The sequence below is a fragment of the Streptomyces griseochromogenes genome, assembly GCF_001542625.1.
GTDB lineage: Bacteria > Actinomycetota > Actinomycetes > Streptomycetales > Streptomycetaceae > Streptomyces > Streptomyces griseochromogenes.
Window position 1 is genome coordinate 8346694 of record NZ_CP016279.1, and the last position, 24732, is coordinate 8371425.

Below are 24732 nucleotides of genomic sequence, written 5' to 3' on the forward strand. Positions count from 1 at the left end.
TTCGGCTCTCTCCAGGTCGTACGGGCGTGGAGGCTCTCTCCGCCCAGTACGTGAACGTTCAAACAGCGGCGTTCATTCCCCGGGCACGGCTCATTTCCCGGGCACGGCGAAGCGCAGGAAGAGGTGGTGGTCGCCCTCGGCGGGCGGGTTCTCCGGGTCGGGGAGCCAGCCCTGGCGGGCGTAGAAGGCCTGGGCGCGGGCGTTGTCCGTATGCACGTCGAGGACGGCCGTGCGCTTGCCGTCGGCCTGCCACTCCTCCACGCAGGCCGCGTGCAGGGCCATGCCGATGCCGCAGCGCCAGTGGTCGGGGTCGACATGGAACTGGAAGAGCTTGACCGTGTCCGCGGGTGCGCCGTCCGGGGTGCGGAAGGAGGCGACGCCGACGATCCGGCTCTGCGCGACGGCGCAGAGCACGTGCCCGTCGGACCGCTCGATGGAACCGCGCCAGGCCTCGGCCCAGTCGACGTCGGCCTGCGGGACGCCGTCCGGGTAGTACGTCGAACGGGCGCGGAAGTGCAGATCGGCGATGGTCTCGGCTTCGGCGGGCAGGGCGGTGCGGATCACCCGGGCGCCGGTCACACGTTCACTGATCATGCAACGGAGGACGTGACGGCACCGGGCCCGGTTCCATGGCGGCTGAACTGGGCGCGGTAGGCGCTCGGCGTGAGACCGGTCCGGCGGACCAGATGGGCGCGCAGCGAGTCGGCGGTGCCGAGACCGCAGGCGGTGGCCACCTGGTCCATCGGCAGGGTGGTGGTCTCCAGGAGTTCCTTGGCCCGCTCGATGCGCTGGTGGAGCAGCCACTGCAGGGGGCTGACCCCGCTCTCGGCGTGGAAGCGGCGGGTGAGGGTGCGCACGCTGACGCCGGCGTGCCGGGCCAGGTCGGTGAGGGTGAGCGGCTTGTCGAGGTTGCGCATGGCCCAGCCCCGGGTGTCGGCGCAGGCGGTGCCCCGCTCGGGCGGCAGCGGGGTGTGGGTGAACTGGGTCTGGCCGCCGGGGCGGACCGGCGCGACCAGGGCGAGCCGGGCGACCTCGTTGGCGACGGCGGCGCCGTAGTCGGTGCGGATGATGTGCAGGCACAGGTCGATGCCGGCGGCGTAGCCGGAGGAGGTCAGGAACGGCCCGTCCTGGGCGTAGAGGACGTCTCCCCGGACGTCGATGTCGGGGTGGCGCCGGCGCATCTCCTCGGCGTGGGCCCAGTAGGTGGTGGCCGTGCGGCCCTTGAGCAGGCCGGCTTCGGCGAGCGAGAAGGCGCCGGAGCAGATGGAGGCGATCCGCCGGTCCGTCCCGGCGGCCTCGCGCAGCGCCGCCACCACGCGCGGGTCGGGCGCGAAGGGCTCCCCGGTGCCCGCCACGATCACCGTGTCCGCGTCCCGCAGCGCCTCCAGGCCGTGCGGCACCTGCAGGGTGAGCGAGCCGGTGGTGGGTACGGCCCCGGGGTCGGGGGCGCAGATGACCACCTCGTACCCGGGCCGCCCGGCCACCTGGACCTTCTCGAACAGCAGCTCGGGAATGGCGAGGTTGAACATCGACACGGGCGGCGAGGCGACGACGGCGACACGAAGCATGGCCAGAACCTCCGGATGCGTGGCATTCAGGCCACTACTGTACGCCGGGAAAGATCCGCAGCATGGAGCCATGCCAACGAACGAGACCGTCAGGAAACCCGGACTCTCCGAAATACAGGGCGAGTTGAGGGGTCAACAGTCACCCGCACTCGCCCTCACCGCCGCCCTGCTCGGCTTCGCGCTGATCACCCTAGACGCGTCCGTGGTGAACGTGGCCCTCCCGGCGATCGGCTCCGCGCTCGGCGGCGGCCTTGCCGGACTGCAGTGGGTGGTGGACGCCTACACCCTGGCCTTCGCCGCCCTGATGCTCTCCACGGGCGCCTTCGCGGACCGGGTGGGGGCGAGCAGGGCCTACGCCCTCGGCATCGCGGTGTTCACGCTGGCCTCGGCGGCCTGCGGCCTGGCGCCGGGCCTGCCGGCGCTGATCGGCGCGCGGGTGGTGCAGGGTGTGGCGGCGGCCGTGGTGCTGCCGGCTTCGCTGTCCCTGGTGCGGCAGGCGTACACCGATCCGGCCCGGCGGGCCCGGGCGGTGGCCGCCTGGGCGGCCGGGGGTTCGGTCGCGGTGGCGCTGGGCCCGGTGGCGGGCGGCGCACTGACCACGGCCTGGGACTGGCGGGGGATCTTCTTCATCAATCTGCCCCTCGGCGCGGTCGCCCTGGCCCTGCTGCTGCGGGCGCCGCGCTCGGAGCGCCGGCCCGCACCGCTCGACCTGCCGGGCCAGCTGTCGGCCGTGGTCGCCCTGACGGCCGTCACCTTCGCGGTGATCGAGGGCGGTACGACGGGCATCGCGGCCTTCGCCGTGGCGGTCGCCGCCGGCGTCCTGTTCGTCCGCACCGAGGCACGGCAGCCGCACCCGGTCGTCCCGCTCGGGCTGTTCCGCGACCGGGCGGTGCGGGTGGCGGTCGCGGCGGGGGCGGCGTGCAGTGTGGCGTTCTACGGCGTGGTGTTCGTCTTCTCGCTCTTCTTCCAGCAGGTGCAGGGCCGTTCGCCGCTCTACACCGGGCTGGTGTTCCTGCCGATGTCCGGGCTGATCGCGGTGACGAACGTGGTGTCCGGGAAGCTGGCCGGGCGGTACGGCCCGCGTCTGCCGATGCTGCTCGGGCAGGCGCTCGCCCTGGCGGGCCTGCTCGGTCTGCTCAGCGTCGACGCCGGCACGTCCGCCGGCGTGGTGGCCGCGCTCCTCGTCCCCATGGCCCTCGGCTGCGCGCTGACCATCCCGCCGCTGACGGCCGTGATGCTGGACGCCGTACCGGCCGAGCGCGCCGGTCTCGCGGCCGGGGTGCTCAACGCGGCGCGGCAGGTGGCCGGAGGGCTGGGCATCGCGGTGTTCGGTTCACTGGTGGCGGGCGGCTTCGTCGCCGGGATGCGGGCGAGCCTGGCGCTGGGCGCGGCCCTGTTCGCGCTGACCCTCGTCCTCAGCTTCCGTCTCGCAGATCGCTCGGCCAGGCGGGCCTGAACCGGAGGTGGTCGTACGTCACGACACACCCCTCCCCCATCGGCGACTGCGTCATGAAGCCGACCAGCGCCGCGCCGGTCTCCTTCTCCTCGCCCAGCGTGAACAGCCGGACGAAGGTCCAGCGCTCGCCGTCCCGGGAGGCGTGGAAGGCGAAGGCACGTCCGGTGCGGCTGACCCGCAGCCACACTGAACTCCCCTGGACGGTGAAGGAGTTCGCGTCGTCGGAGTGGCCCCGGGTGACCACCGTACAGACGGTGGGCACGTCCGGGGAGTACTCCAGACAGAGCTTGGCCCAGGCGCGGTCGCCGACATGGACGTAGAGCACTCCGGCGTCGAAGGAGGCACCGAACCCGACGGTGACCCGCGCGATCAGCTGGAAGTCCCCCTCGGGCGCCCCGAGCAGCCGGGGCGCGTCGGAGGCGGGGTCCAGGGCTTCACCGATGGGGGGCACGAACCGGTCCTGCCGGGGCTCGGCCCACCCCGTGAGCACACCGCCCTCGTAGGACCAGTCTCCGTCGGGCCCGTAGGTCCGCAGGGGGAAGGGAAGTTCGGGAAGCTCTATGTCCATCGCCAAAGTGTCGCAGGCAGGGAGACGCGGAGATCGCGGGTGCCGGTGCCGGTGCCGGCGGCGAAGGCCACCTCGGCATGCCGGGCCGGCGCCCGGCCGGTGGTGGCCAGGTCCGCGGGCGCCACCGCCGGCCACAGCCGGGTGCGGACCGGCAGCCCGAGCCGTGTGCCGCCCGAACACCACCGCGGCCCTGGCCGAGGCCGTGCGCACATCCCGGTACCTCTACCGGCGCTACCGCTCCAGAACCCCGTTGAACCGCCGAGGAAGCCCCAGCGGATTCTCGTCATGGAGCTCCTTGGGCAGCAGAGCCTCGGGCGTCCCCTGATAGACGACCGGCCGCAACCACCGCTCGATGGCCGTACCGCCCACGGACGTGGACGTGGAGGTGGTCGCGGGGTACGGCCCTCCGTGATGCTGGGCCGGAGCCACGGCGACACCCGTCGGCCACCCGTTCACCAGCACCCGCCCGGCCAGCGCCGTCAGCTCCGCGAGGATCTCGGCACCACGCCCCTCGCCCGCGGCCTCCGCACCGGACAGGTGAACCGTCGCCGTCAGGTTGCCCGGCAGCCGCGACAGCACCGCCGTGGCCTCGTCCGCGTCCTCGTACCGGACCACCACGGTCACCGGCCCGAAGCACTCCTCCAGCAGCAGGTCGTACGCCCCCTCCTCGGCCAGCTTGCGCGCCGGAACCGTGAGGAAGCCCGCGCTCACCGAGTGCTCGCCCCCCGCGCCCGGCGTGACCGGCGTCTCCACCTCGGGCAGCTGTGCGCGCTCGGCGACGCCCGCGATGAAGTTGTCCCGCATGCGGTGGTCGAGGAGGACACCCGCGTCGGTGTCGGCGACGGCGGCGGTGAGGGCCTTGACGAGGCCGTCGCCCGCCGCGCCGGACGGCACCAGCACCAGACCCGGCTTCACGCAGAACTGGCCGACACCCAGGGTCATGGATCCGGCGAGCCCGGACCCGATGACCTCCGCCCGCTCGGCCGCGGCCGCCTCGGTCACCACGACCGGGTTCAGCGAGCCCAGTTCACCGTGGAACGGGATCGGCACCTCACGCGCGGCGGCCGCGTCGAACAGCGCCCGCCCGCCGCGCACCGAGCCGGTGAAGCCCGCGGCGGCGACCAGCGGGTGCCTGATCAGATCGACGCCCGCGTCGAAGCCGTGCACGAGGCCTACGACGCCCTCGGGGATGTCGTGTTCGGCCGCGGCCCGGCGCAGCACCTTGGCGACCAGCTCGGACAGGGCCGGGTGGTCGGGGTGGGCCTTGACCACCACCGGGCAGCCCGCGGCCAGCGCGCTCGCGGTGTCGCCTCCGGCGACGGAGAAGGCGAAGGGGAAGTTGGAGGCGGAGTAGACGGCCACGACGCCCAGCGGGACCTTGTGGCGGCGCAGGTCCGGGACGGGCGGGGTGGCGGTGTCGTCGGGGTGGTTGATGACGACGTCCAGGAACGCGCCCTCGTCGACGATGTCGGCGAAGGACTGCAACTGGTAGGTCGTACGGGCGAGTTCGCCGGTCAGCCGGACGGGGCCGAGGGCGGTCTCGGCGTCGGCCGTCTCGATCAGGCCGTCCCGGGCGGCGTCCAGGCCGGCCGCGGCCGAGCGCAGGAAGGCGGAGCGGACCGAGCGGTCGGCGAGGGCGGCTCGCGCGGCGTGTGCCGCCTCGACGGCCGCGTCCACCTCCTGGGCTGTGGCCTCCACCGCAACCTGTTCACGCTGCTTCCCGGTGCGCGGGTCGACGCTCCAGACTGGTGCTGCTGCCACCGCGGATCCCTCCAAGTAAGGCCGCACTTTCGAGGTCAACCATCAGCCGCGTTCGATATACTGAACGCCGTCTCCGATGATGAATAAGCTGCTCGGAGACTATATATCCAGGTCCTCGTCGAACGAAGGGGTCAAGGTCGATGTCGGCAGGCGAGACAGGCGGCGGGGCGCAGGTCAAGTCCGCGGTGCGGACCGTTGAATTGCTCGAGTACTTCGCCGGCAAACCCGGCATGCACTCCCTCGCGGCCGTCCAGGAGGCCGTGGGCTATCCCAAGTCCAGTCTGTACATGCTGCTGCGCACACTCGTGGAGCTGGGCTGGGTGGAGACGGACGCGACGGGCACACGGTACGGCATCGGGGTGCGGGCGCTGCTGGTCGGCACGTCCTACATCGACGGCGACGAGGTGGTGGCGGCGGCCCGGCCGACCCTCGACCGCCTCTCGGACGACACGACCGAGACGATCCACCTGGCCCGTCTCGACGGCACGAACGTGGTCTACCTGGCCACCCGCCAGTCGCAGCACTACCTGCGCCCTTTCACCCGCGTCGGCCGGCGCCTGCCCGCCCACTCCACATCGCTCGGCAAGGCGCTGCTGGCGACCCACACCGACGAACAGGTCCGCAAGCTCCTCCCGGAGACCCTCCCCGCGCTGACCGAGCACACGATCACCGACCGCGAGAAGCTCATCGAGGAACTGCACCAGGTCCGCGAGCAGGGCTTCGCCGTCGACCGGGAGGAGAACACGCTGGGCCTGCGCTGCTTCGGCGTCGCGATCCCGTACCGCACCCCGGCCCGGGACGCGATCAGCTGCTCGGTACCGGTGGCCCGTCTGACCCCGGCCCACGAACAGATGATCAAGGACGCCCTCTTCGACGCGAGGGACCGGCTGACGCTGGCGACGCGAAGGCTGTGATCAGCAGGACTCCGCCCGGCAACCCCGGCTGCCCGAATCCGAGCACCGCCGGCCGCCACTGCGGTGGCCGGCGGTGTCGTGTCCGACTCGGGCCGTTGGTGTCTCCCCCGAGCGGCGGAGCCGGATCATCGTCGCGCAGGAAGTGCGACGGAATGGGGACGCGGGAGCGTTGAGGCATGACTTCCTCCACCGTCACCGCCGTCATCGGCTCGCGGCGCGCCCCCGTCCTGCGGCTCGTCGCCATCGCCGCCTGTCTGCCGTATCTCTGCCTCAAGGTCGCCTGGATCGCCGGAAGTCATCTCGGCATCCCGGCCGGCAGTCCGCTGCTGAAGAACCGGGCGACCATGGCCCTGGCCAACGGGCTCACCGTGCTGATGGACGCGGCCGTCATCGTGCTGGCGCTGTTGCTGACCCAGCCGTGGGGACGCCGGGTGCCCGCCTGGCTGCTCGCGGTGCCGATGTGGGCCGCCACCGGGCTGCTCGCGCCGATCATGGTGGGGTTCCCGCTGCAGTTGATCACCCACGGGGGTTCGCAGAGCAGCGGTGACGACCGGCCGTTCCTCGACGGGTGGGTGTTCGGGGTCGTGTACGGAGGATTCATCGTCCAAGGGCTCGCCCTGGGCACACTGTTCGTCGGGTACGCCCGCGAGCGGTGGGGGTACCTGTGGCAGGGGCGGATGCGGGAACTGCCCGCGCAGAGCACGGCGGCCGCGCAGCGGCTGACCGCGGTGGCGGCGGCCGTACTCGCACTGATCCCGGCCGCGCTCCGGCTGCTGTGGGCCTGCGGGATGACGGCCGGGCGGAGCATGAGCGACGGCCGGCTCCTGGAGCTGATGTACGTCGGCTTCCTGGCCGCCGCCGCCACCGGCGCCTGCCAACTCGCCTTCCGCCGCGGCCGCCGGCTCCCGGTCGCCGTGCCGCTCGCCCTGGCCTGGACCGGCTCCGGGGCCGTGGCCTGCTGGGGCGGCTGGATGGTGCTCGCCTCCCTGGTGAACTCCCACGACCTCGCCGACCGCCCGGCACCGGCGTCGAGCCTGACCTACGCTGTCCAGATGATCGTCGGCCTGCTCGTGGCGACCGTCGCCGCGCACTACTTCGCGGACCGGTCCGCCAGGACCCCACAGTGACCGAGGCGTTGAGGCTCCTGTTCGGCGGGCGGGCGCGGCGTCGCTGGATCCATCTGATCCTGGGCGGCGCGCTCGCCATGCCGTACGTCCTCGTCGGCTCGGTGATCGTGGGGCCCTTCACCGGCGTGAACGACGTCTTCGGCTCGCTGCCCCTGCAACTCGCCTCGTTCGCCGTCGGGTTGCCGATCGCCACCGTCACCTCGTTCTTCCCGCTGACCCGGCCGCTGGAGGTCGGCGCCGCCCGCGCCCTGTGCGGCGTCGACGCGGACGCCCTCGCCCACGGCCCGGCCCGCACCCGGGCCGAACGAGGCCGTACGGCCGCCTGGTTCACGCTGCATCTGGGGCTCGGCGGGATCATCGCGGGGATGTCGCTGGCCGTTCCGCCGTTCGCGGTGGTGCTGATCGTGCTGCCCCTGTTCGCGCAGCTCCGCGACTCCCCGCTCGGGCTGCCGGACGCCCTCGACCATCCCTGGGCCCTGGCGCTCTGCCCCGTCGCGGGCCTGGCCACGCTGGTCGCCCTGGCCGCGTGCGCCGCCGCCTGCGGGGCTCTGCTCGCCCGCTGGGCACCCGTCCTGCTGGGGCCGACCCCCGAGGACCGGCTCGCGGCGGCCGAGGCACGCGCCGCCGACCTCGCCGTGCGCAACCGGCTCGCCCGCGAGCTGCACGACTCCGTGGGCCACGCGCTGAGCGCCGTCACCCTCCAGGCGAGCGCCGCCCGCCGGGTCCTGGACAGCGATCCGGACTTCGTCCGCGAGGCGCTCGCCGCGATCGAGGACACCACCCGGCGCACGGTCGGCGAACTCGACGCGGTGCTCGGCGTGTTGCGGGACGGCGACGCCCCGGGCACCGCGCCGGCGCCGACCCTCGCGGCCGATCTGGCCGGGCTGCTGCGCCGGACCAGGGCGGGCGGACAGCGCGTCACGGCCACCGTCGACGCCGACCCCGCCGCCCTGCCCCCGCTGGTCTCCCGGGAGGCGTACCGGATCGTCCAGGAGGGCCTGAGCAACGCCCTCAAGCACGCGGACGAACCGGTCGGCCTGCGTATCTCCACCTCCGACGGCCACCTGGAGATCACCGTCGAGAACCCCCTCGGCGCCCGCCGCGCTCCGCGCCCCGGCGGCGGCCACGGCCTGCGCGGCATCGCCGACCGGGTCCGGTTGCTGGGCGGTACCTCGCACGCGGGCGCGTCCGACGGTGCCTGGCGTCTGCACGTCCGGCTGCCGCTGAAGGGAGCCGCGTGACCGAGGAAGGAACCCATGTGACCGACGAAGGGACCCACGTGACCGACGAAGGGACCGGCATGAGCCGGCCCGCGATCCGGGTCGTCCTCGCAGACGACGAGCGCATGGTCCGTACGGCCCTGCGCGCCATCCTCTCCGCCGAGCCCGGCCTGGAGGTGGTCGGCGAGGCGGCGACCGGCGCCGAGGCCGTGTCCGTCGTACGGGAGCTGCGCCCCGACGTCGTCCTGATGGACGTCCGCATGCCCGAGATCGACGGCATCCGGGCCACCGAGCAGATCCTCGCCACGCTCGACGAGCCGCCCCGGGTCGTGGTCGTGACCACCTTCGAGAACGACTCGTACGTGTACGACGCGCTGCGCGCCGGGGCCGCCGGGTTCCTGCTCAAGCGGGCGGACGCCGACGCGCTGGTCCAGGCGGTGCGGCTGGTCGCGCGCACCGACAGCCTGCTGTTCCCGTCGGCCGTACGGTCCCTCGCGGCCGAGCACGCGCGCAGGGCGGCGCGGCCTCCGGCGTGGGTGAGCAGGCTCACGGGGCGGGAGAGCGAGGTGCTGCGGCACATGGCGGGCGGGCTGACCAACGCGGAGATCGCCCGGCGCATGGAGGTCGGCCCCGCCACCGTGAAGTCGCACGTCGCGGCGGTGCTGGCGAAGACGGGCACCCGGGACCGGACGCAGGCGGTGATCGCCGCGTACGAGGCCGGTTTCCTGAACGTGGGATGAGAAAAGCGGGCGCAGGGGAACGATTGCCCCCTTCTCGATCGTCTAGTCGAGCGGGATGAACAAGACGATCAGGCGAGCGTCCGTCTTCGCGCTGCTGCTCGTGCTCGCCCTGCTGGTCAGGGCGACCTGGGTGCAGTACTACGACGGCAAGGCCCTCGCGGAAGACAACGACAACCGGCGGAACGCGATCGGGACGTACTCACGCCCGCTCGGGAACATCATCGTGGCCGGCGACTCGATCACCGGCTCGGCACGGACCAAGGGGGGCGATCTCGCTTACAAGCGCACGTACAAGAACGGCAAGCTGTATGCGGCGGTGACGGGCTACGCCTCGCAGGCCTACGCCCCGACACAGCTGGAGGGCATCTACAAGGACCTGCTCAACGGCACGGACAACCGGCTGAAGACCGTGCTGGACACGGTCACCGGCAAGCGCGCCGACCCGGGCAACGTGCTCACGACGATCGACCCGGCGGTGCAGAAGGCGGCGTACGATGCGCTCGGCGGCAACAAGGGCGCGGCCGTCGCGATCGACCCGAAGACCGGCAAGATCCTCGCGGTGGCGTCGACCCCGTCCTACGACCCCGCGCAGCTCACCGACGCGAACACGGCCGGGTCGGCCTGGAAGCTGCTCAACGCGGACAAGGACAAGCCGCTCACCAACCGGGCGCTGCGCCAGCCACTGCCGCCGGGCTCGACGTTCAAGCTGGTCGTGGCGGCGGCCGCGCTGGAGAGCGGGCTGTACGAGAAGGTGGACGACCCCACCCGCAGCCCCGACCCGTACACCATGCCGGGCACGACGCGCCCGCTGGAGAACGAGAACAGGTCGGCCCCGTGCGAGAACGCCTCGATCCGGGTCGCCCTGCGCTACTCCTGCAACAACGTCTTCGGCAAGATGGCCGTCGACCTCGGCCAGGACAAGGTGAAGGCGATGGCCGAGAAGTTCGGCTTCAACGACGACGAGCGGGATGTGCCCGTGCGGGCCTACGCCAGCGTGTACCCCTCGGACATGGACAAGGCGCAGACCGCGCTCTCCGGCATCGGCCAGTTCGACGTCACCGCGACGCCGCTGCAGATGGCCATGGTGTCGGCCGCCATAGCCAACGGCGGCAAGCTGGTCTCGCCGCATATGGTCTCGCAGATCACCGACAGCGACGGCGACGTGCTGAAGGACTACGACGACAGCGCGGACACGAAGCAGATCGTCAGCTCCGGCACGGCCGAGCAGTTGCGGTCGGCGATGGAGACGGTGGTGAAGGACGGCACCGGTACGAACGCGCTGATCGACGGGGCGACCGTCGGCGGCAAGACCGGTACGGCCCAGCACGGCGAGAACAACAGCAAGACGCCGTACGCCTGGTTCACCTCGTACGGCAAGTCGGACGGCAGCGGCAAGGAGGTCGCCGTCGCGGTGATGGTGGAGCAGTCGGATGCGGCGCGGTCGGAGGTCAGCGGTAACGGGCTGGCCGCGCCGGTGGCGAAGGCGATGATGCAGGCGGCGTTGAAGTGAGGAGGCCGCGCGATCAGCCGCGGGTCCACTGTGGCTGATCGCGCCCACGCGGCGGAGCCGCATATCGACACAGCCCCGCGCCCCTCCGGGGCGCCTACCTGACCCCCAGAATCTGCTCCACCGGATCGATCGCGAAGTACACCAGGAACAGTGCCGACACCCCCCACAGCAACCAGTTGACCTCCTTCGCCTTGCCCAGCACCGCCTTGATGAGGACGTACGACACGAAGCCCGCGCCGATGCCATCGGTTATCGAGTAGGTGAACGGCATCGCGGCGATGGTGAGGAACGACGGGATGGCGATCTCGTGCGTGTCCCAGTCGATGTGCTTGACATGGGTCATCATCAGGAAGCCCACCGCGATCAGCGCGGGCGCGGCCGCCTGGAGCGGGACGATGGTCAGCAGCGGGGTGAGGAAGAGGGCCAGTCCGAAGAGGCCGCCGGTGATCAGGTTGGCGAAGCCGGTGCGGGCGCCCTCGCCGACTCCGGCCGCGGACTCGATGTAGGCGGTGTTGGAGGAGGCGGAGCCGGCACCGCCGGCGACCGCCGCGGCGCCGTCGATGAACAGCACGCGCCCGATCCCCGGCACCTGCCCCTTCTCGTCGAGCAGTCCGGCCTCGGCGCTGATGCCGACGATGGTGCCCATGGCGTCGAAGAAGTCCGACAGGATCAGGGTGAAGACCAGCAGGACGGCGGTGAGGACACCGGCCTTGGCGAAGCCGCCGAACAGGCTGAAGTGACCCACGAGTCCGAAGTCCGGGGTGTCGACGATCCTGTCCGGGACCTTGGGGGTGGTCAGGCCCCAGCTCTTGATACCGGCGACGGCGTCGATGACGATCGCGACGACGGTCATCGTCACGATGCTGATGAGGATCGCGCCCTTCACCTTGCGGGCCAGCAGAGCGATGGTCAGCAGGACACCGAGACAGAACACCAGCACGGGCCAGCCGGTGAGGCGGCCGACGGCGCCGAGCTGCACGGGCACCGTGGTGTTCGCGGCGTCCGGGACGCGGCTGACGAACCCGGCGTCGACGAAGCCGATGAAGGCGATGAACAGTCCGATGCCGACGCCGATGGCCTGCTTCAGCTGCTGCGGGATCGCGTTCATGATCGCTTCCCGGAGTCCGGTGAGGACCAGGAGGCAGATGAGCAGGCCTTCGAGGACGACCAGCCCCATCGCGTCGGGCCAGCTCATCAGCGGGGCCAGCTGGAAGGCGACGACGGCGTTGAGGCCGAGGCCTGCGGCGATCGCGAGGGGCAGGTTGCCGCCGACGCCCATCACGATCGTCATCACACAGGCCACCAGAGCGGTGGCGGTGACGAGTTGGCCGGTGTCGAGGTGGTGGTGGAACTTGTCCTCGGCGCTGCCGAGGATGATCGGATTCAGGACAAGGATGTAGGCCATGGTGAAGAACGTGGCGAAGCCGCCGCGTATCTCCCGGCCGAAGGTGGATCCCCGTGCGGAGATCTCGAAGAACCGGTCGAGGCTGTTCGCCGCGGGGAACGCGGCCCTTGGCCGGTCGGCCGCCTTCTTGGTGTCGGACATGCGGGCGCTCCTTGTTGCCTGGCCGATCGTGCGCGGAACCTGGCTGGATTGTTCCCGCGTTGAACGCGTTTCAGGTTTTCACCGTGTTACGGAATCAGAGTCGGCCCGCCAGACCATGTTCGAGACCCTGTACAAACCAAGCGGTTGATCACGCAATGCGGGAGAAGACCGAGAATCCCGACATCGCGGGCGCGGTCGACGTCCAGGAGGCGCTGCGCAGGCAACTCACGTCCCTCACCGTGAACCCCCGCCACGGCACGGTGCTGCCGGTGACGGGGGCCGGGTACGAGCGGCTGCTCAGGACGTACGGCTGAGCGTCAGGAGACGAAGTACGTCGGGTTGGGCAGCTTGTAGGTGCGGTCGGCGTAGCCGCCGTCCAGGTCCGAGTACTGGTCGCCGAAGTTGGCGATGACCTCGTACCCGAGGTCGTCCTCGATGTGCTTGCGGGTGCCGGACTTGTACTGCACCGTCGTGCAGTTCCAGGCGCCCGGGGTGGCGCAGTCGCCCAGGTAGGCCGGCGGGTTGGCCTTGTCCTTGAGGAACATGTGGTCGGCGTCGAGGTTCACATCGGCGCCGATCTTCTTCAGGTTCGCGACGGCGGCGGTGCGCTGCGCCTCGCTGAGACCGGAGTTGTAGAAGACCTCGACGCCCTGGGACTCGGCGTACCGCACCAGCTCGGGGCTGCCGAACACCGCCGGCCGGTCGGCCTTGTTCACGTAGTCGTTCCACGTGGTGGGGTTGAACGTGTAGTTGTAGCGCTTCTCGTAGTCGAGGCTGAGCAGCAGCGTGTCGTCGATGTCGAAGACGACGGCCGGCTTCTCCCCGTGACGGACCGCCTTGCGGGCCGCCCTGTCTATGTAGCGCTTGGCGTCGCGGTCCATGCGCGCCAGGTCCTTGGCGTACGGGCTGTCCGGGGACGCCTGGTAGACGCCGTTGCTGTCGGCGGTGGTGCCGTAGTACGTGTCGATGTCCTTCGCCAGGAGCCCGATGTTGTAGGGCTCGTGGGTCGAGTTCGCCGTCGACTGACCGGCCGTGGCCGCGCCGGCACCGTACAGCGCACCGCCGGCGAGAGCACAGGCAGCAGCGATCGCGCCCGCTCTGAGGGACTTCCGCATGGATTCTCCGGAATGTGTTTGGTGAGTGTTGCACCAGGTCACGCACTGTCTACGCGCATCACGCACCGCTCCGCGAGCCTCGTTACCCGATCGATATCGGATTCGGCGGTTTCGACGGAAGTCCCCCCGCTCTCAAGGCAGTCGAGCGATCCCGGCCGTGCCGGCTTGTACGCCCCGTCCTCCGCCACGGCTACGGCTTGGGCGATGACTGTTCTCCGTTCTCGGTCATCACCATCCGATCGTCGGAGCCGCGGTCGAGGGTGGCTCAGCCCGCGTACGGGTCCGGCACCGTGCCGGGGCGGGCCAGGAACTCGAAGTCGCAGCCGGTGTCGGCCTGGGTGATCTGCGCGTTGTAGAGCAGGCCGTAGCCGCGCTCGTGACGGACGGGCGGTGGTGTCCACCGCGTCCGCCTGCGCTCCAGCTCCGCGTCGTCCACATGGAGCCGGAGGGTGCGGGCGTCGACGTCCAGGGTGATGAGGTCTCCGTCGCGCACCAGCGCCAGCGGTCCGCCGATGTGCGACTCCGGTGCCACGTGCAGCACACAGGCGCCGTAACTCGTCCCGCTCATACGGGCGTCGGAGATCCGCACCATGTCCCGTACGCCCTGCTTCAGCAGATGGGCCGGCAGGGGGAGCATGCCGTACTCGGGCATGCCGGGACCGCCCTTGGGTCCGGCGCCCCGCAGCACCAGCACACTGTCCGCGGTGATGCCGAGCGACGGGTCGTCGATGGTGCGCTGCATGGTCCTGTAGTCGTCGAAGACGACCGCGGGTCCGGTGTGCCTGAGCAGACGGGGCTCGGCGGCGATGTGCTTGATGACGGCGCCGTCCGGGCAGAGGTTGCCGCGCAGCACGGCGACCCCGCCCTCGCTCGCGACCGGGTTGTCGCGGGGGCGGATGACGTCGTCGTCGTGCACCCGCGCGCCCCGCAGCTGCTCGCGCAGGGTGTCGTACGACACCGTCGGCCGGTCGAGGTGGAGCAGGTCCGGGATCCGGGAGAGGAAGCCGGGCAGGCCGCCCGCGAAGTGGAAGTCCTCCATGAGGTGGCGCTGTCCGCCGGGGCGGACATCGGCGAGGACCGGGACCGTGCGGGCGATGCGGTCGAAGTCGTCCAGGGTCAGCCTCACCCCGGCCCGGCCCGCCATGGCGATCAGATGGATCACGGCGTTGGTGGAGCCGCCGAGACCGAGCACGGTGGTGACCGCGTCCTCGAAGGCCTCACGGGTCAGGATCGTGGAGAGTCCGCGGTCCTTGCGGACCAGTTCGACGACGGTCAGGCCCGCCCTCGCCGCCATCCGGTCGTGCCCGGAGTCGACGGCCGGGATGCTGGACGCGCCCGGCACGGTCACGCCGAGCGCCTCGGCGGCCGCGGTCAGCGTGGATGCCGTTCCCATGGTCATGCAGTGGCCGGGCGAGCGGGCGAGGCCGCTCTCCAGCTCGGCCATCTCGCAGTCGCCGACGAGGCCGGCCCGCTTGTCGTCCCAGTACTTCCACATGTCGGTGCCGGAGCCGAGGACCTCGCCCCGCCAGTGCCCCGGGAGCATGGGCCCCGCCGGTACGAAGACGGTGGGCAGGTCCACGGAGGCCGCGCCCATCAGCAGCGCCGGGGTGGACTTGTCGCAGCCGCCCATCAGGACGGCGCCGTCCACGGGATAGGACCGCAGCAGCTCCTCGGTCTCCATCGCGAGCAGGTTGCGGTAGAGCATCGGGGTCGGCTTCTGGAAGGTCTCGCTGAGGGTGGAGACCGGGAACTCCAGCGGGAAGCCGCCCGCCTGCCACACCCCGCGCTTGACGGCCTGGGCCCGCTCCCGCAGATGCACATGGCAGGGGTTGATGTCGGACCAGGTGTTGAGGATCGCGACGACCGGCTTGCCGAGGTGTTCTTCGGGCAGGTAGCCGAGCTGGCGGGTGCGGGCGCGGTGGCTGAAGGAGCGGAGCCCGTCGGTGCCGTACCACCGATGACTTCTGAGTTCCTCCGGCCGCTTCACAGGGACCATCCGGCGACGATGGCGGCGACCTCGGCACGCTCGTCCTCGGGCAGCTGTCCGCTCGGCGGACGGACCTCCCCGCGGCACAGGCCGAGCGCGGCGAGGGCCTCCTTGACGACGGTGACGTTGTGGGCGGAGCCGTGGGCGGCGCGCAGTTCCTCGAAGCGGCGGATCTGTTCCCAGACCTTCATGGCGGCCGGATAGTCGCCCGTTCGAAGCGCTTCCCTCATGGTCAGCGAAACGGCCGGGGCGACGTTCACGAGTCCCGAGGTGAAGCCGGTGGCGCCCGCGGAGAAGTAGGAGGGGGCGTAGGGTTCGGCGAGGCCCGCGACCCATACGAAGCGGTCCAGGCCCGCGTCCCGCGCGAAGGCCGCGAACCGTGCGGCGTCCGGGACGGCGTACTTCACTCCGACGACGTTCGGGCAGTGGTCGGCGAGTTCGGCGAGGCGGGCGCCGGGCAGCCGGTCGTCGCGGATGTAGGGGACCACGCCCAGGCCGGGCACGGACTCGGCGATGGCGCGGTGGTAGTCGACCCAGCCGGCGGCCGAGATATACGGGTGCACCGGCTGGTGGACCATCACCATCCGGGCGCCGAGGTCGCGGGCATGGCGGGCGGAGGCGATCGCGGTGGGCAGGTCGTGGCCGACGCCGGCCAGGATCACGGCGCGGTCGCCGGCCTCCGCCACGGTCAACTCGGCGACCAGGCGGCGCTCTTCGGGGGTGAGGGCGTAGAACTCACCGGTGTTGCCGTTCGGGGTGAGGGTGGTGATCCCGGCGTCGAGCAGGCGGCGCAGCAGGGCCCGGTGGGTGTCCCGCGCGACGGAGCCGTCCTCGGCGAAGGGGGTCACCGGGATGGCCACCACGTCGGCCAGGGCCGCCCGTTGGGTCTCGAACGTCACGCCGCTCATTCCTGGCCTTCCTCCGGCCGGGGCTCGGGAAAAGCCCGCTGGACGAACGACTCGATGTGGGCGTGCAGGGCGCTCGCGGCGCCGTCCGCGTCGCGGTCCAGGGCGAGCCGCAGGATCTCCCGGTGCTCGGCGGCCTCCCGGTCCCAGGAGGGTTCGGCCGCCCAGGCCACGGCCGAGACGAGGGCGGCCTGGTCGCGGACCTCGTCCAGCATCCGGCCGAGCAGCGGGTTGCCGCAGGCCAGGTAGAGGGCGCGGTGGAACTCCCGGTTGGCCAGGGAGCGTTCGGCGGTGTCGGCGGCGGCGTCGGCCCGGGTGAGCGCGTCACGGGCGGCGTCGAGGGGGGCACCGCGCCGCACGGCCCGCCGCAGCGCCTCGGGCTCCAGCAACAGCCGCACGTCGTAGACCTCGCGTGCCATGTCCGCGTCCACCATGCGCACCGTGACGCCCTTGTACTGGCTCATCACGACGAGACCGGTCCCGGCGAGGGTCTTCAGCGCCTCCCGGACCGGGGTCTTGGACACCCCGAACTGCGCGGCGAGCTCCGTCTCGACCAGGGCCTGACCTGGCGTCAACCGTCCGGTGAGGATGCGGTGTCTGATCGCGTCCAGCACATATTGCGTGCGGGAGGGGATCGGGGTGGGCACAGAGGTCATGCGGCCCTCTCGGATCTCACATATCGCGTCTCATATATGACGTACGAAGGACGACGCGTTGAAGGTAGGAGGGGGCGCGTGCTGCGTCAATGCCTGTGACAAAGGAAGTCGGGGATGCCGGGCGGCGGTTCAGACGGTGCGGATGTCGCCCTCGACGGCCGGGTATGTCGGCCGGCCGGCGACCCCGGCCGCGCGGGCGGTGGCCGCCTCGCGGGTGAGCGTGGGGCCGACGTGGGTGACGAGGAGTTCGCGCACGTGCGCGTCCCGGGCAGCGCGACCGGCGTCCTCCGGCGTCAGATGGACCTGTTGGACGTGTTCGCCGTCGCGATGTGCGTCCAGGTCCGCCTCGCACAGGAACAGGTCGGCACGGGTGGCGAGTTCGGTGAGCGCGGGGCAGGGCCCGCTGTCCCCCGAGTACGCCAGCACGCTGCCCTGGCTCTCCGCGCGCAGCCCGTACGCCTCGGTGTCGTGGGCGACGGCGCGGGCGGTCAGACGGAGGTTCCAGTGCCGCACGTCGTGGCCGTCGTGCAGGTCCCGGAAGTCGAAGACACCCTTCAGGAACTCGACGTCCGCACGGCCGAAGAAGCCGGCCAGCCGCCGCGCGCAGTCCTGGGGCGCGTACACGGGGATCGGCGCGTGCGGGGTCATCCCGCCGAAGGCGAAGGCGTAGGCGGCGGCGAGCAGGTCGGCACTGTGGTCGGCGTGCAGATGCGAGATCCAGATCGCGGTGAGCCGGGCGGGATCCGTGTGCCGCTGCAACGCGGCGAACGTACCTGGCCCCGCGTCCACCCACACCTCGGCGCCGCCGCCGGACACCAGGTAGCCGGAGCAGGGCCGGTCCGGACCCGGGTGCGGGGAGGCGGTGCCGAGGACGGTGAGCGTGAGGGGCATGGGAGGGAGAGTACGACGCCCTGAGGGCCGCGGTGTCCCGCAGGGCCCGGTGTCACGGACGCCACTGCGGATCCCGCCCGCTCAGCCCCACCGCCCGGTCCAGCGGGGGCGCCTCGCCCGGAACCGGGACGACCGGGCCGAAGGGGCTGTCGCCGCGGTCCGGGTCGTCGGCCGCGGCGAACAGGAAGACGAGGGCGGAGTCCAGGGCGGCGGGATCGGGGGCGTAGGACCGGCCGGTCGCGCGGGCCAGGTCCCAGCCGTGGATCACCAGCTCGTCGGCGACGATCGCGCCCGCGATCGCGCCCGGCAGGTCCACCCCGCCCGCGCGGGTCATGCCGGTCCAGGCGGCCGGGTCGCGCCAGGCGTCGGCGAGGTCGTCCAGCGCCTTGGCCAGCTCCTCGCGCCAGCCGGGCCCGATGTCCGACCCGGCCACGTCCGGGCTGGTGTCGGTGGTCGTGCCCAGGTCCTTGCGGGCCGCGTCCCGGAAGGCGACGGACAGTCCCAGCAGGTGGCCCAGCAGATTGCGTACCGCCAGGCCGGGGCACGGTGTGAGGGCCGACAGCTGGTCGTCGGTCACCGCCTCGGCGAGCCGCGCCACGATCCGGGTCTGAGGGCCTAGGTCGAGAAGGGTGTCGGTGGTCATGCCTTGCTCCTGGGAGGTAGCGGTGACTGTACGGAGGGCAGACCGGTCGGTTCGCCGGAACTCATCGGTGCCCTGCGGCCGCGCAGCCGTTCCCACGGTGACCGGCCGCCCCCGAAGCACCACACCGCGATCACCGGATCGCACAGCGCGCAGCCGAAGGACGAGTCGTGGGCGAACGGGATGATCGGGTGGCCCTTGAGGTGGTGGACCACGTCCCACGCGGTGTGCAGCAGCCAGCCGACGCCGATGAACGTCCAGGAGTCCAGCCCCCGGTAGGCGACGTAGGTGGCCACCGCGGTGAACGCGAACTCCCAGCCGCCGAGACCTCCGCCGCTGAGGTAGGCGGCACCGGCGCCGGCCACCATGACCGCGTTGAACCGGCGCCGGTGGCGTTCCGGGAGGAGTGACATGAGCAGGATGCAGAGGAGGCCGACGAGGATCGGGGCGATGTAGCGCATGGGGTCGACGGTAGGGACGGGGCCATGGGTGTCCCAGGGGCATTACTGACGGGTTCCGACGGATTGTCGCCGCCGCGCGCGGTACGCGGACCAGGCAGGTGACCGATCCGCGCACACCCCCCTTAGACCCACGATGACCAGGCATGACGACTTCTTGGACCGTGGTCCGCGTGCTGCGCGACCGCAACGGCCGGCTGTATCTCACGGGTTTGCTGGTGTCCGCCTTCGGCAGCTCCTCGCTGTGGCTGGCGTCGGGTGTGTGGGTCAAGGACCTCACCGGTTCCGACGGCCTGGCCGCCCTGTGCATGCTCGCCCTGTGGGCACCCACCCTGGCGGGCCCCGCGCTCGGCACCCTCGCCGACCTCCACCGGTCTCGGCTTCGCTCGACCGGGCGGTGCCCCCATCGCCCAGGGTCCCTCCTCATCACCCTGAACCTGGGCCTGGCAGCCCTCCTCCTCACCCTCTTCACCGTCGACTCGCCCGGCGGCCTGTGGCTGCTGTTCGCCGTGCTGTTCCTGTACGGCGCCGCCGACGTCGTCGTCGATGCCGCCGCGTCGGCGCTGGTCACCGCCGTGGTCTCCCCGGACCTCCTGGGCGACTTCAACGGCCTGCAGCTGACCGTCAGGGAGGGCATGAAGCTCGTCGCCCCGCTGACCGGCGCGGGCCTCTACGCGGTCTACGGCGGACCGGCCGTCGCCTGTCTCGACGCGGTCACCTTCGTGCTCGCCGCCGGGCTGTTCGCCCTGCTGCGTGTGCGCGAGGAGCGGCCGGTGCGCTCCGGCGACGGCTGGTGGCGGGAGACGGCGGAGGGCGTCCGTCACCTGTGGGGGCACCCCGGGCTGCGTCCGCTGGTGCGGGCGGGCGGTACGACGATGCTGCTCGCCTCGCTGAGCAGTACGACGCTGTACGCCGTGGTGGACCGTCTCGGGCACTCCCCCGCCTACGTGGGCGTGCTGTACGCCGTCCAGGGCGCGGGCTCGGTGGCGGTCGGGCTGGTCTCCGGGCCTGCGCTGCGGCTGCTGGGCGCGCGCCGGTTCGCGGCGGCGGGGATCGCGCTGACGGCGGCGGGGGTGGCCGCGCGCGCCGTGCCGTCGGCCCCGGTGGCCCTGCTGGCGGGTGCGGCGAGCGGCCTCGGTCTGCCCTGTGTGCTGATCGCCGCGCTGACCGCCGTGCAGCGCGAGACCCCGGGGCCGCTGCTGGGCCGGGCGACGGCCACCGCCAACACGCTGATCTTCACGCCGAACGTGATCGGGCTGGCCGCCGGGGCCGGTCTGGTCGAACTGGCCGGCCCCGGACTGCTGCTGCCCCTGTACGCTCTGGGGCTGCTCCTTACGGCCGCCGCGCTCGCCTAGGGGGTGTCTTCTCTCTCCCCCGGCGCTCGGCTTCGCTCGCGGAGGGAACCCACTTCCCGCCGACGCGATCCGGAAACCATCCCCTGGCCCGCGGCGAGCGCCACGCGTACCGCCGCGAGGTCCCCGTCCGACGCCAATCCGGCGTGGTAGAGCCGCAGTTCCGTCGCGCCCTCGGCACGCGCGCGTGCCGCGTCCGTCGCGAGCGTGCCGGGGCTGCCGCCCATCCCCGAGACCACCGTGAAGTTGGCGGCCAGGACCGTCCGTTCGCGCGCGTGCTCGGCGAAGGGCGCCAGCAGGGACGTACCGCCCGTGCACGGCACCACCACGCCGTCGGCGACGGAGAGGATATGGGCGGGGTCGACGCCGGCGTTGGCGCCGCAGTGGTAGGAGACCGGATCGGCGTGCAGCAGGATCCGGAAGCCGGCCGGTGCGGCGGTGCGTACGGCGGTGACGGCCTCCTCCTGGAGGGTGCGGGCGGTGGTGTCGCGCCACGCGCGCGTGGCGGCCGCCGTGTCCTCGCCGAGGAGCTTCTCGACCGCCGGCCAGCCGCCGTCGTCCGCGGCCTCCCGCCACAGCGGCTCCAGTGCCGTGCGTACGGCGGCCGCCAGCTCGTCCGCGTCCAGGCCCTGTGCCCCGTAGCCGGTGCGGCAGGAAAGGCAGAAGCACAGGGACATCAGGTACTGCCCGGCCTCCCCGAGGCCGACCCCGGACGTCTTGTCGTGCGCGTGCAGATGCTGGAGGCCGTACCAGCCGAGGGACTCCAGCTCGGTGCCGTGCGCGCCGGGGCGCACGGCGGCCTCGGCGGCCAGGTCGACCAGGTACGCGCGCGTGGCGGGCTGCGCGATGCAGGGCGCCCACGGGTAACGGTCGCCGTAGGCGTTGACGACCGAGGTGTCCGGATGTTCGGCGCCCAGGCGGGAGTTGTGCGCGAGGACGACCCAGGTGTGCACCTCCAGTCCGGCCGCTGCGAGGGCCTCGGCCGCCTCGCCGTAGGCATCACCCGGGGCCCAGCGCCCGGCGGGGTAGGGCCGCAGACCGCGGCCCGCCCAGCGGTCGCCGGGGGGATAGAGGGCGGCCGCGTACTCGGCGGTGACGACGCGGTGGCGGGGGTGGCGGGGGGTCAGGGTGCGGGTGGAGTGGTAGACGGACGCGAGGGTCGCTTGCCGTACGCCGAGTGCGGCGGTCCGGGCGGGGGCCTCGGGGTCACCGTTGACGTCCCAGGGGTAGACGAACGCCGACGCCTTCACGCCTCCCCCAGCAGCGCGTATCCCCGCTCGATCAGCTGGGCGAGCTGCTTGACGTGGTCCTCGCCCGGCTCGTGCAGCGGGGGTCGGACCTCGCCCACCTCCAGGCCGCGCAGCCGTACGCCCGCCTTGACGAGGGAGACGGCGTAGCCGCGGCCCTGGGCGCGCAGTTCCGCGAACGGGCGGTAGAAGCCGTCCAGGAGGCGGCGCACGGTGTCCTGGTCGCCGGCCCGAAGGGCCCGGTGGAAGGCGAGGGCGATCTCGGGGGCGAAGCAGAAGACGGCCGAGGAGTAGAGGGTGACGCCGAGGGCGCGGTAGGAGAGCTGGGTCAGCTCGGCGGTGGGCAGGCCGTTGAAGTACAGGAAGTCGCCGGGGACCTCGGTGCGCACGGTGCTGACGATCCGCTGCATCAGGTCCAGGTCGCCGAGGCCGTCCTTGAGGCCGATGACGCCGTCGGTGCGGGCGAACCCGGCCACCGTCCGCGGGGTGAAGACGGCGTTGTCGCGCTGGTAGACGATCACCGGAAGGGCGGTGGCGGCGGCGATCTCCCGGTAGTGCCGCAGCAGGCCCTCCTGGCCCGCGAGGACGAGGTACGGCGGCATGGCGAGGAGCCCGTCGGCGCCCGCGGCCTCGGCGAGCCGCGCGTAGCGGACGGCGAGCGCGGTGCCGTAGCCGACGCCCGCGATCACCGGGACACGTCCCCCGGCCGCCTCGACGGCCGCCCGGACGCAGACCTCGAACTCCTCCGGCAGCAGCGCGTGGAACTCCCCGGTGCCGCAGCAGGCGAACACGGCGGCGGCGCCGGCCGCGACACCCCTGCGCACATGGGTGCGGTAGACGTCGAGGTCGAGGGAGCCGCCCTGGCCGTAGGCCGTGACGGGGAAGAAGAGCGGCCCCTTCGGGTCGCGGAGCCGGGCGGCGAGAGGGGCTGGCGTCACGGGCGCTCCCTGTCGGTGCATGTTTCTGATCGGCGTCTATATTTCTGAACGGCTTCACGCTACGGGCCCGTCTCGGGGCGGGTCAAGCGGGCAAACCCGCTACACGGCACCGGATTTCCCCACTCCACGGCACACTTGACTGGGCCTGTCACCGCTCTCTAGCGTGTCCATGAATGTGAATCGCGTCCACACATGCGACCGACGTTCGTCAAGGAGATCGAGGATGCCCGCTCCCCGCACCGTTCTGCTCACCGGCGCCGCCGGCGGGCTCGGCACCCTGATGCGGTCCCTGCTGCCGGAGTACGGCTACACGCTGCGCCTGTTCGACGTGCGCCCCGTCGAGGACGCGCCCGGAGCCATCACCGCGGACCTCACCGACAAGGAGGCGCTGCGCGAGGCGGTGCGAGGCGTGGACGCCGTCCTCCATCTCGCGGGCATCTCCCTGGAAGCGCCCTTCGAGAAGATCCTGAGGTCGAACATCGAGGGCACCTACAACCTCTACGAGGCCGCGCGCCTCGAAGGCGTGCCCCGGATCGTCTTCGCCTCCTCCAACCACGCCGTCGGCTTCACCCCGGCCCCGCGCGAGGGCGACCCGCCGATCCCCGTCGACACCCCGCGCCGCCCGGACACCTTCTACGGCCTGTCGAAGTCCTTCGGCGAGGACCTGGCCCAGCTCTACTGGGACAAGCACGGCCTGGAGACCGTCTCGGTGCGCATCGGCTCCTGCTTCCCGGAGCCGAACAGCGTGCGCATGCTGTCGGTGTGGATGAGCCCGGCCGACGGCGCCCGGCTCTTCCACGCGGCCCTGACCGCCGAGGAGGTCGGCCACACGGTGGTCTACGGCTCCTCGGCCAACACCCGCCTGTGGTGGGACCTCACGTCGGCGCGGGCGCTCGGCTACGAGCCGCAGGACGACTCCGAGCCGTACGCAGAGAAGCTGATCGCCGAGCAGGGCGAGCTGGACCCGGACAACCCGGCGCACAGCCACCTGGGCGGCCACTTCGTCAGCGACCCCCCTATTTGGCCGTACTGAGCACCGGCGAGGCGGAAAACGATCGCTCACGAGGGCGGGCGGGCACCGAACGGGCCCGCCCGCCGCCGCATTCGGGCACCCGGGCCGCCCGCTCTCACCCCTCGCCGCGGAGCCGTGCAGGTCCGAGGCGGGCACGGCGCTTCGCAAACGGGCGCACACGGGCAGTATCGGGCGGCCAGCAGACCTGGTCAGTGCCGCGCACCCACTGTAGAACTTCCCCCATGGGCCCGAACGGGCAGCTCCACAGGGAAGTGGGTGACGAGATGAGCACGAGGACGGCGGAAGAGCGCCAGCGCGAGATCGTACTGGCCGCACGGGCCACCGGCTCCGTCGACGTCACCGCGCTCGCCGCCGAGCTGGGCGTGGCCAAGGAGACCATCCGGCGCGATCTGCGCGCCCTGGAGGACCACGGACTGGTCCGCCGTACTCACGGCGGCGCCTACCCGGTCGAGAGCGCCGGTTTCGAGACGACACTCGCCTTCCGCGCCACCAGCCACGTGCCCGAGAAGCGCAGGATCGCGGCCGCCGCGGCCGAGCTGCTCGGGGACGCGGAGACGGTCTTCGTCGACGAGGGCTTCACCCCGCAGCTCATCGCCGAGGCCCTGCCCACGGACCGGCCACTGACCGTGGTCACCGCCTCCCTGCCGGTCGCGGGCGCCCTCGCCGAGACCGGGAACATGTCGGTCCTGCTCCTCGGCGGGCGGGTCCGGGCCGGCACGCTGGCCACCGTCGACCACTGGACGACGAAGATGCTGGCCGGCTTCGTCGTCGACCTCGCCTACATCGGGGCCAACGGCATCTCCCGCGAGCACGGCCTCACCACCCCCGACCCCGCGGTCAGCGAGGTGAAGTCCCAGGCCATCCGCGCCGCACGGCGCACCGTGTTCGCGGGCGTGCACACCAAGTTCGGAGCGGTCAGCTTCTGCCGGTTCGCCGAGATCGGCGCACTGGAGGCGATCGTCACGAGCGCGCAGCTTCCGGCGGCCGAGGCCCATCGCTACTCCCTGCTGGGCCCGCAGGTCATCCGGGTCTGAAAAACAAACCCACTCCCCTGATACACCTTCACACCCTGTAGTGCCCCATATATACCGTTAAATCCA

General features: G+C 72.0%; 24 protein-coding genes. 10 read left to right on the forward strand and 14 right to left on the reverse strand.

What is annotated here, in order from left to right; genetic code table 11:
* Positions 1-90 precede the first annotated feature (90 nt).
* A complete protein-coding gene (locus AVL59_RS36180; RefSeq protein ID WP_208870499.1) occupies positions 91-594 on the reverse strand; it encodes a GNAT family N-acetyltransferase in 504 nt (167 codons plus the stop codon).
* Positions 591-1568, reverse strand: coding sequence for a GlxA family transcriptional regulator (locus tag AVL59_RS36185; RefSeq protein WP_067313150.1), 978 nt, complete (start codon positions 1566-1568; stop codon positions 591-593). Before AVL59_RS36185 ends, AVL59_RS36180 begins: the two co-directional genes overlap by 4 nt.
* Before the next feature lie 70 nt (positions 1569-1638).
* On the opposite strand from AVL59_RS36185, the gene AVL59_RS36190 reads away from it, so the two are divergent.
* Complete coding sequence (locus tag AVL59_RS36190; protein WP_067313151.1) at positions 1639-3024, forward strand: MFS transporter; 1386 nt, start codon at positions 1639-1641, stop codon at positions 3022-3024.
* On the opposite strand, the gene AVL59_RS36195 is transcribed toward AVL59_RS36190, so the two are convergent.
* Together AVL59_RS36195 and AVL59_RS36200 are read right to left on the reverse strand one after the other, a co-directional pair.
* Complete coding sequence (locus AVL59_RS36195) at positions 2984-3592, reverse strand: DUF1349 domain-containing protein (protein WP_067313153.1); 609 nt, start codon at positions 3590-3592, stop codon at positions 2984-2986. The two genes, AVL59_RS36190 and AVL59_RS36195, sit on opposite strands and share 41 nt — an antisense overlap.
* A gap of 231 nt (positions 3593-3823) precedes the next feature.
* Positions 3824-5353 (reverse strand): aldehyde dehydrogenase (NADP(+)), encoded by a 1530-nt coding sequence (locus AVL59_RS36200; protein ID WP_079147165.1) that lies wholly within the window; start codon positions 5351-5353, stop codon positions 3824-3826.
* A 140-nt stretch (positions 5354-5493) separates the two neighbouring features.
* Between AVL59_RS36200 and AVL59_RS36205 the strand changes: the two genes are divergently transcribed.
* From AVL59_RS36205 to AVL59_RS36225, 5 genes are all read left to right on the forward strand, one after another.
* Complete coding sequence (locus AVL59_RS36205; protein ID WP_067313156.1) at positions 5494-6267, forward strand: IclR family transcriptional regulator; 774 nt, start codon at positions 5494-5496, stop codon at positions 6265-6267.
* 176 nt (positions 6268-6443) lie between these two features.
* Positions 6444-7394 carry a hypothetical protein gene (locus tag AVL59_RS36210; protein ID WP_067313158.1) on the forward strand — a complete coding sequence of 317 codons (951 nt, stop codon included), beginning with the start codon at positions 6444-6446 and terminating at the stop codon, positions 7392-7394.
* Entirely contained in the window at positions 7391-8635 is a 1245-nt protein-coding gene (locus AVL59_RS36215; RefSeq protein ID WP_067313159.1) for a sensor histidine kinase, read from the forward strand. Before AVL59_RS36210 ends, AVL59_RS36215 begins: the two co-directional genes overlap by 4 nt.
* Before the next feature lie 59 nt (positions 8636-8694).
* On the forward strand, positions 8695-9354 hold the full coding sequence (locus AVL59_RS36220; RefSeq protein ID WP_067318148.1) for a response regulator transcription factor: 660 nt from the start codon (positions 8695-8697) through the stop codon (positions 9352-9354).
* A gap of 55 nt (positions 9355-9409) precedes the next feature.
* Entirely contained in the window at positions 9410-10864 is a 1455-nt protein-coding gene (locus AVL59_RS36225) for a peptidoglycan D,D-transpeptidase FtsI family protein (protein ID WP_067313161.1), read from the forward strand.
* Between the two features lie 94 nt (positions 10865-10958).
* Here the strand turns inward: AVL59_RS36225 and AVL59_RS36230 are convergent, their stop codons facing one another.
* Positions 10959-12410: an NCS2 family permease gene (locus tag AVL59_RS36230; protein WP_067313163.1), complete on the reverse strand. Its 1452-nt coding sequence runs from the start codon at positions 12408-12410 to the stop codon at positions 10959-10961.
* A gap of 155 nt (positions 12411-12565) precedes the next feature.
* Here AVL59_RS36230 and AVL59_RS51835 point away from each other — a divergent pair, with 155 nt between their 5' ends.
* Positions 12566-12724 (forward strand): glycoside hydrolase family 43 protein, encoded by a 159-nt coding sequence (locus AVL59_RS51835; protein WP_162494767.1) that lies wholly within the window; start codon positions 12566-12568, stop codon positions 12722-12724.
* Positions 12725-12727: 3 nt separating this feature from the next.
* Here the strand turns inward: AVL59_RS51835 and AVL59_RS36235 are convergent, their stop codons facing one another.
* From AVL59_RS36235 to AVL59_RS36265, 7 genes are all read right to left on the reverse strand, one after another.
* Positions 12728-13525 (reverse strand): HAD family acid phosphatase, encoded by a 798-nt coding sequence (locus AVL59_RS36235; RefSeq protein WP_067313165.1) that lies wholly within the window; start codon positions 13523-13525, stop codon positions 12728-12730.
* Positions 13526-13790: 265 nt separating this feature from the next.
* Positions 13791-15521 carry an L-arabinonate dehydratase gene (gene araD / locus AVL59_RS36240; RefSeq protein WP_067313166.1) on the reverse strand — a complete coding sequence of 577 codons (1731 nt, stop codon included), beginning with the start codon at positions 15519-15521 and terminating at the stop codon, positions 13791-13793.
* Positions 15509-16420: a dihydrodipicolinate synthase family protein gene (locus AVL59_RS36245; protein ID WP_067313168.1), complete on the reverse strand. Its 912-nt coding sequence runs from the start codon at positions 16418-16420 to the stop codon at positions 15509-15511. The genes araD and AVL59_RS36245 overlap by 13 nt, the downstream gene beginning before the upstream one ends.
* The gene (locus AVL59_RS36250) at positions 16417-17073 is read right to left on the reverse strand and encodes a GntR family transcriptional regulator (RefSeq protein WP_067313170.1); all 657 of its coding nucleotides are present in this window, start codon (positions 17071-17073) and stop codon (positions 16417-16419) included. Before AVL59_RS36250 ends, AVL59_RS36245 begins: the two co-directional genes overlap by 4 nt.
* A 129-nt stretch (positions 17074-17202) precedes the next feature.
* On the reverse strand, positions 17203-17964 hold the full coding sequence (locus AVL59_RS36255; RefSeq protein ID WP_067313172.1) for an MBL fold metallo-hydrolase: 762 nt from the start codon (positions 17962-17964) through the stop codon (positions 17203-17205).
* Between the two features lie 52 nt (positions 17965-18016).
* Complete coding sequence (locus AVL59_RS36260; protein ID WP_067318150.1) at positions 18017-18607, reverse strand: TIGR03086 family metal-binding protein; 591 nt, start codon at positions 18605-18607, stop codon at positions 18017-18019.
* A complete protein-coding gene (locus AVL59_RS36265) occupies positions 18604-19065 on the reverse strand; it encodes a DUF6010 family protein (protein ID WP_208870500.1) in 462 nt (153 codons plus the stop codon). Before AVL59_RS36265 ends, AVL59_RS36260 begins: the two co-directional genes overlap by 4 nt.
* Positions 19066-19208: 143 nt before the next feature.
* Here AVL59_RS36265 and AVL59_RS36270 point away from each other — a divergent pair, with 143 nt between their 5' ends.
* On the forward strand, positions 19209-20417 hold the full coding sequence (locus AVL59_RS36270; protein WP_067313174.1) for an MFS transporter: 1209 nt from the start codon (positions 19209-19211) through the stop codon (positions 20415-20417).
* On the opposite strand, the gene AVL59_RS36275 is transcribed toward AVL59_RS36270, so the two are convergent.
* Together AVL59_RS36275 and AVL59_RS36280 are read right to left on the reverse strand one after the other, a co-directional pair.
* The gene (locus tag AVL59_RS36275) at positions 20414-21664 is read right to left on the reverse strand and encodes a hypothetical protein (protein WP_237281772.1); all 1251 of its coding nucleotides are present in this window, start codon (positions 21662-21664) and stop codon (positions 20414-20416) included. The genes AVL59_RS36270 and AVL59_RS36275 overlap by 4 nt on opposite strands.
* Positions 21661-22599 (reverse strand): 5-dehydro-4-deoxyglucarate dehydratase, encoded by a 939-nt coding sequence (locus AVL59_RS36280; RefSeq protein WP_067313176.1) that lies wholly within the window; start codon positions 22597-22599, stop codon positions 21661-21663. Before AVL59_RS36280 ends, AVL59_RS36275 begins: the two co-directional genes overlap by 4 nt.
* Before the next feature lie 223 nt (positions 22600-22822).
* Here AVL59_RS36280 and AVL59_RS36285 point away from each other — a divergent pair, with 223 nt between their 5' ends.
* On the forward strand, positions 22823-23632 hold the full coding sequence (locus AVL59_RS36285; protein ID WP_067313178.1) for an NAD-dependent epimerase/dehydratase family protein: 810 nt from the start codon (positions 22823-22825) through the stop codon (positions 23630-23632).
* Positions 23633-23895: 263 nt separating this feature from the next.
* Positions 23896-24666, forward strand: a complete 771-nt coding sequence (locus AVL59_RS36290; protein WP_067318152.1) for a DeoR/GlpR family DNA-binding transcription regulator — start codon at positions 23896-23898, stop codon at positions 24664-24666.
* The last annotated feature ends 66 nt before the right edge of the window (positions 24667-24732 follow it).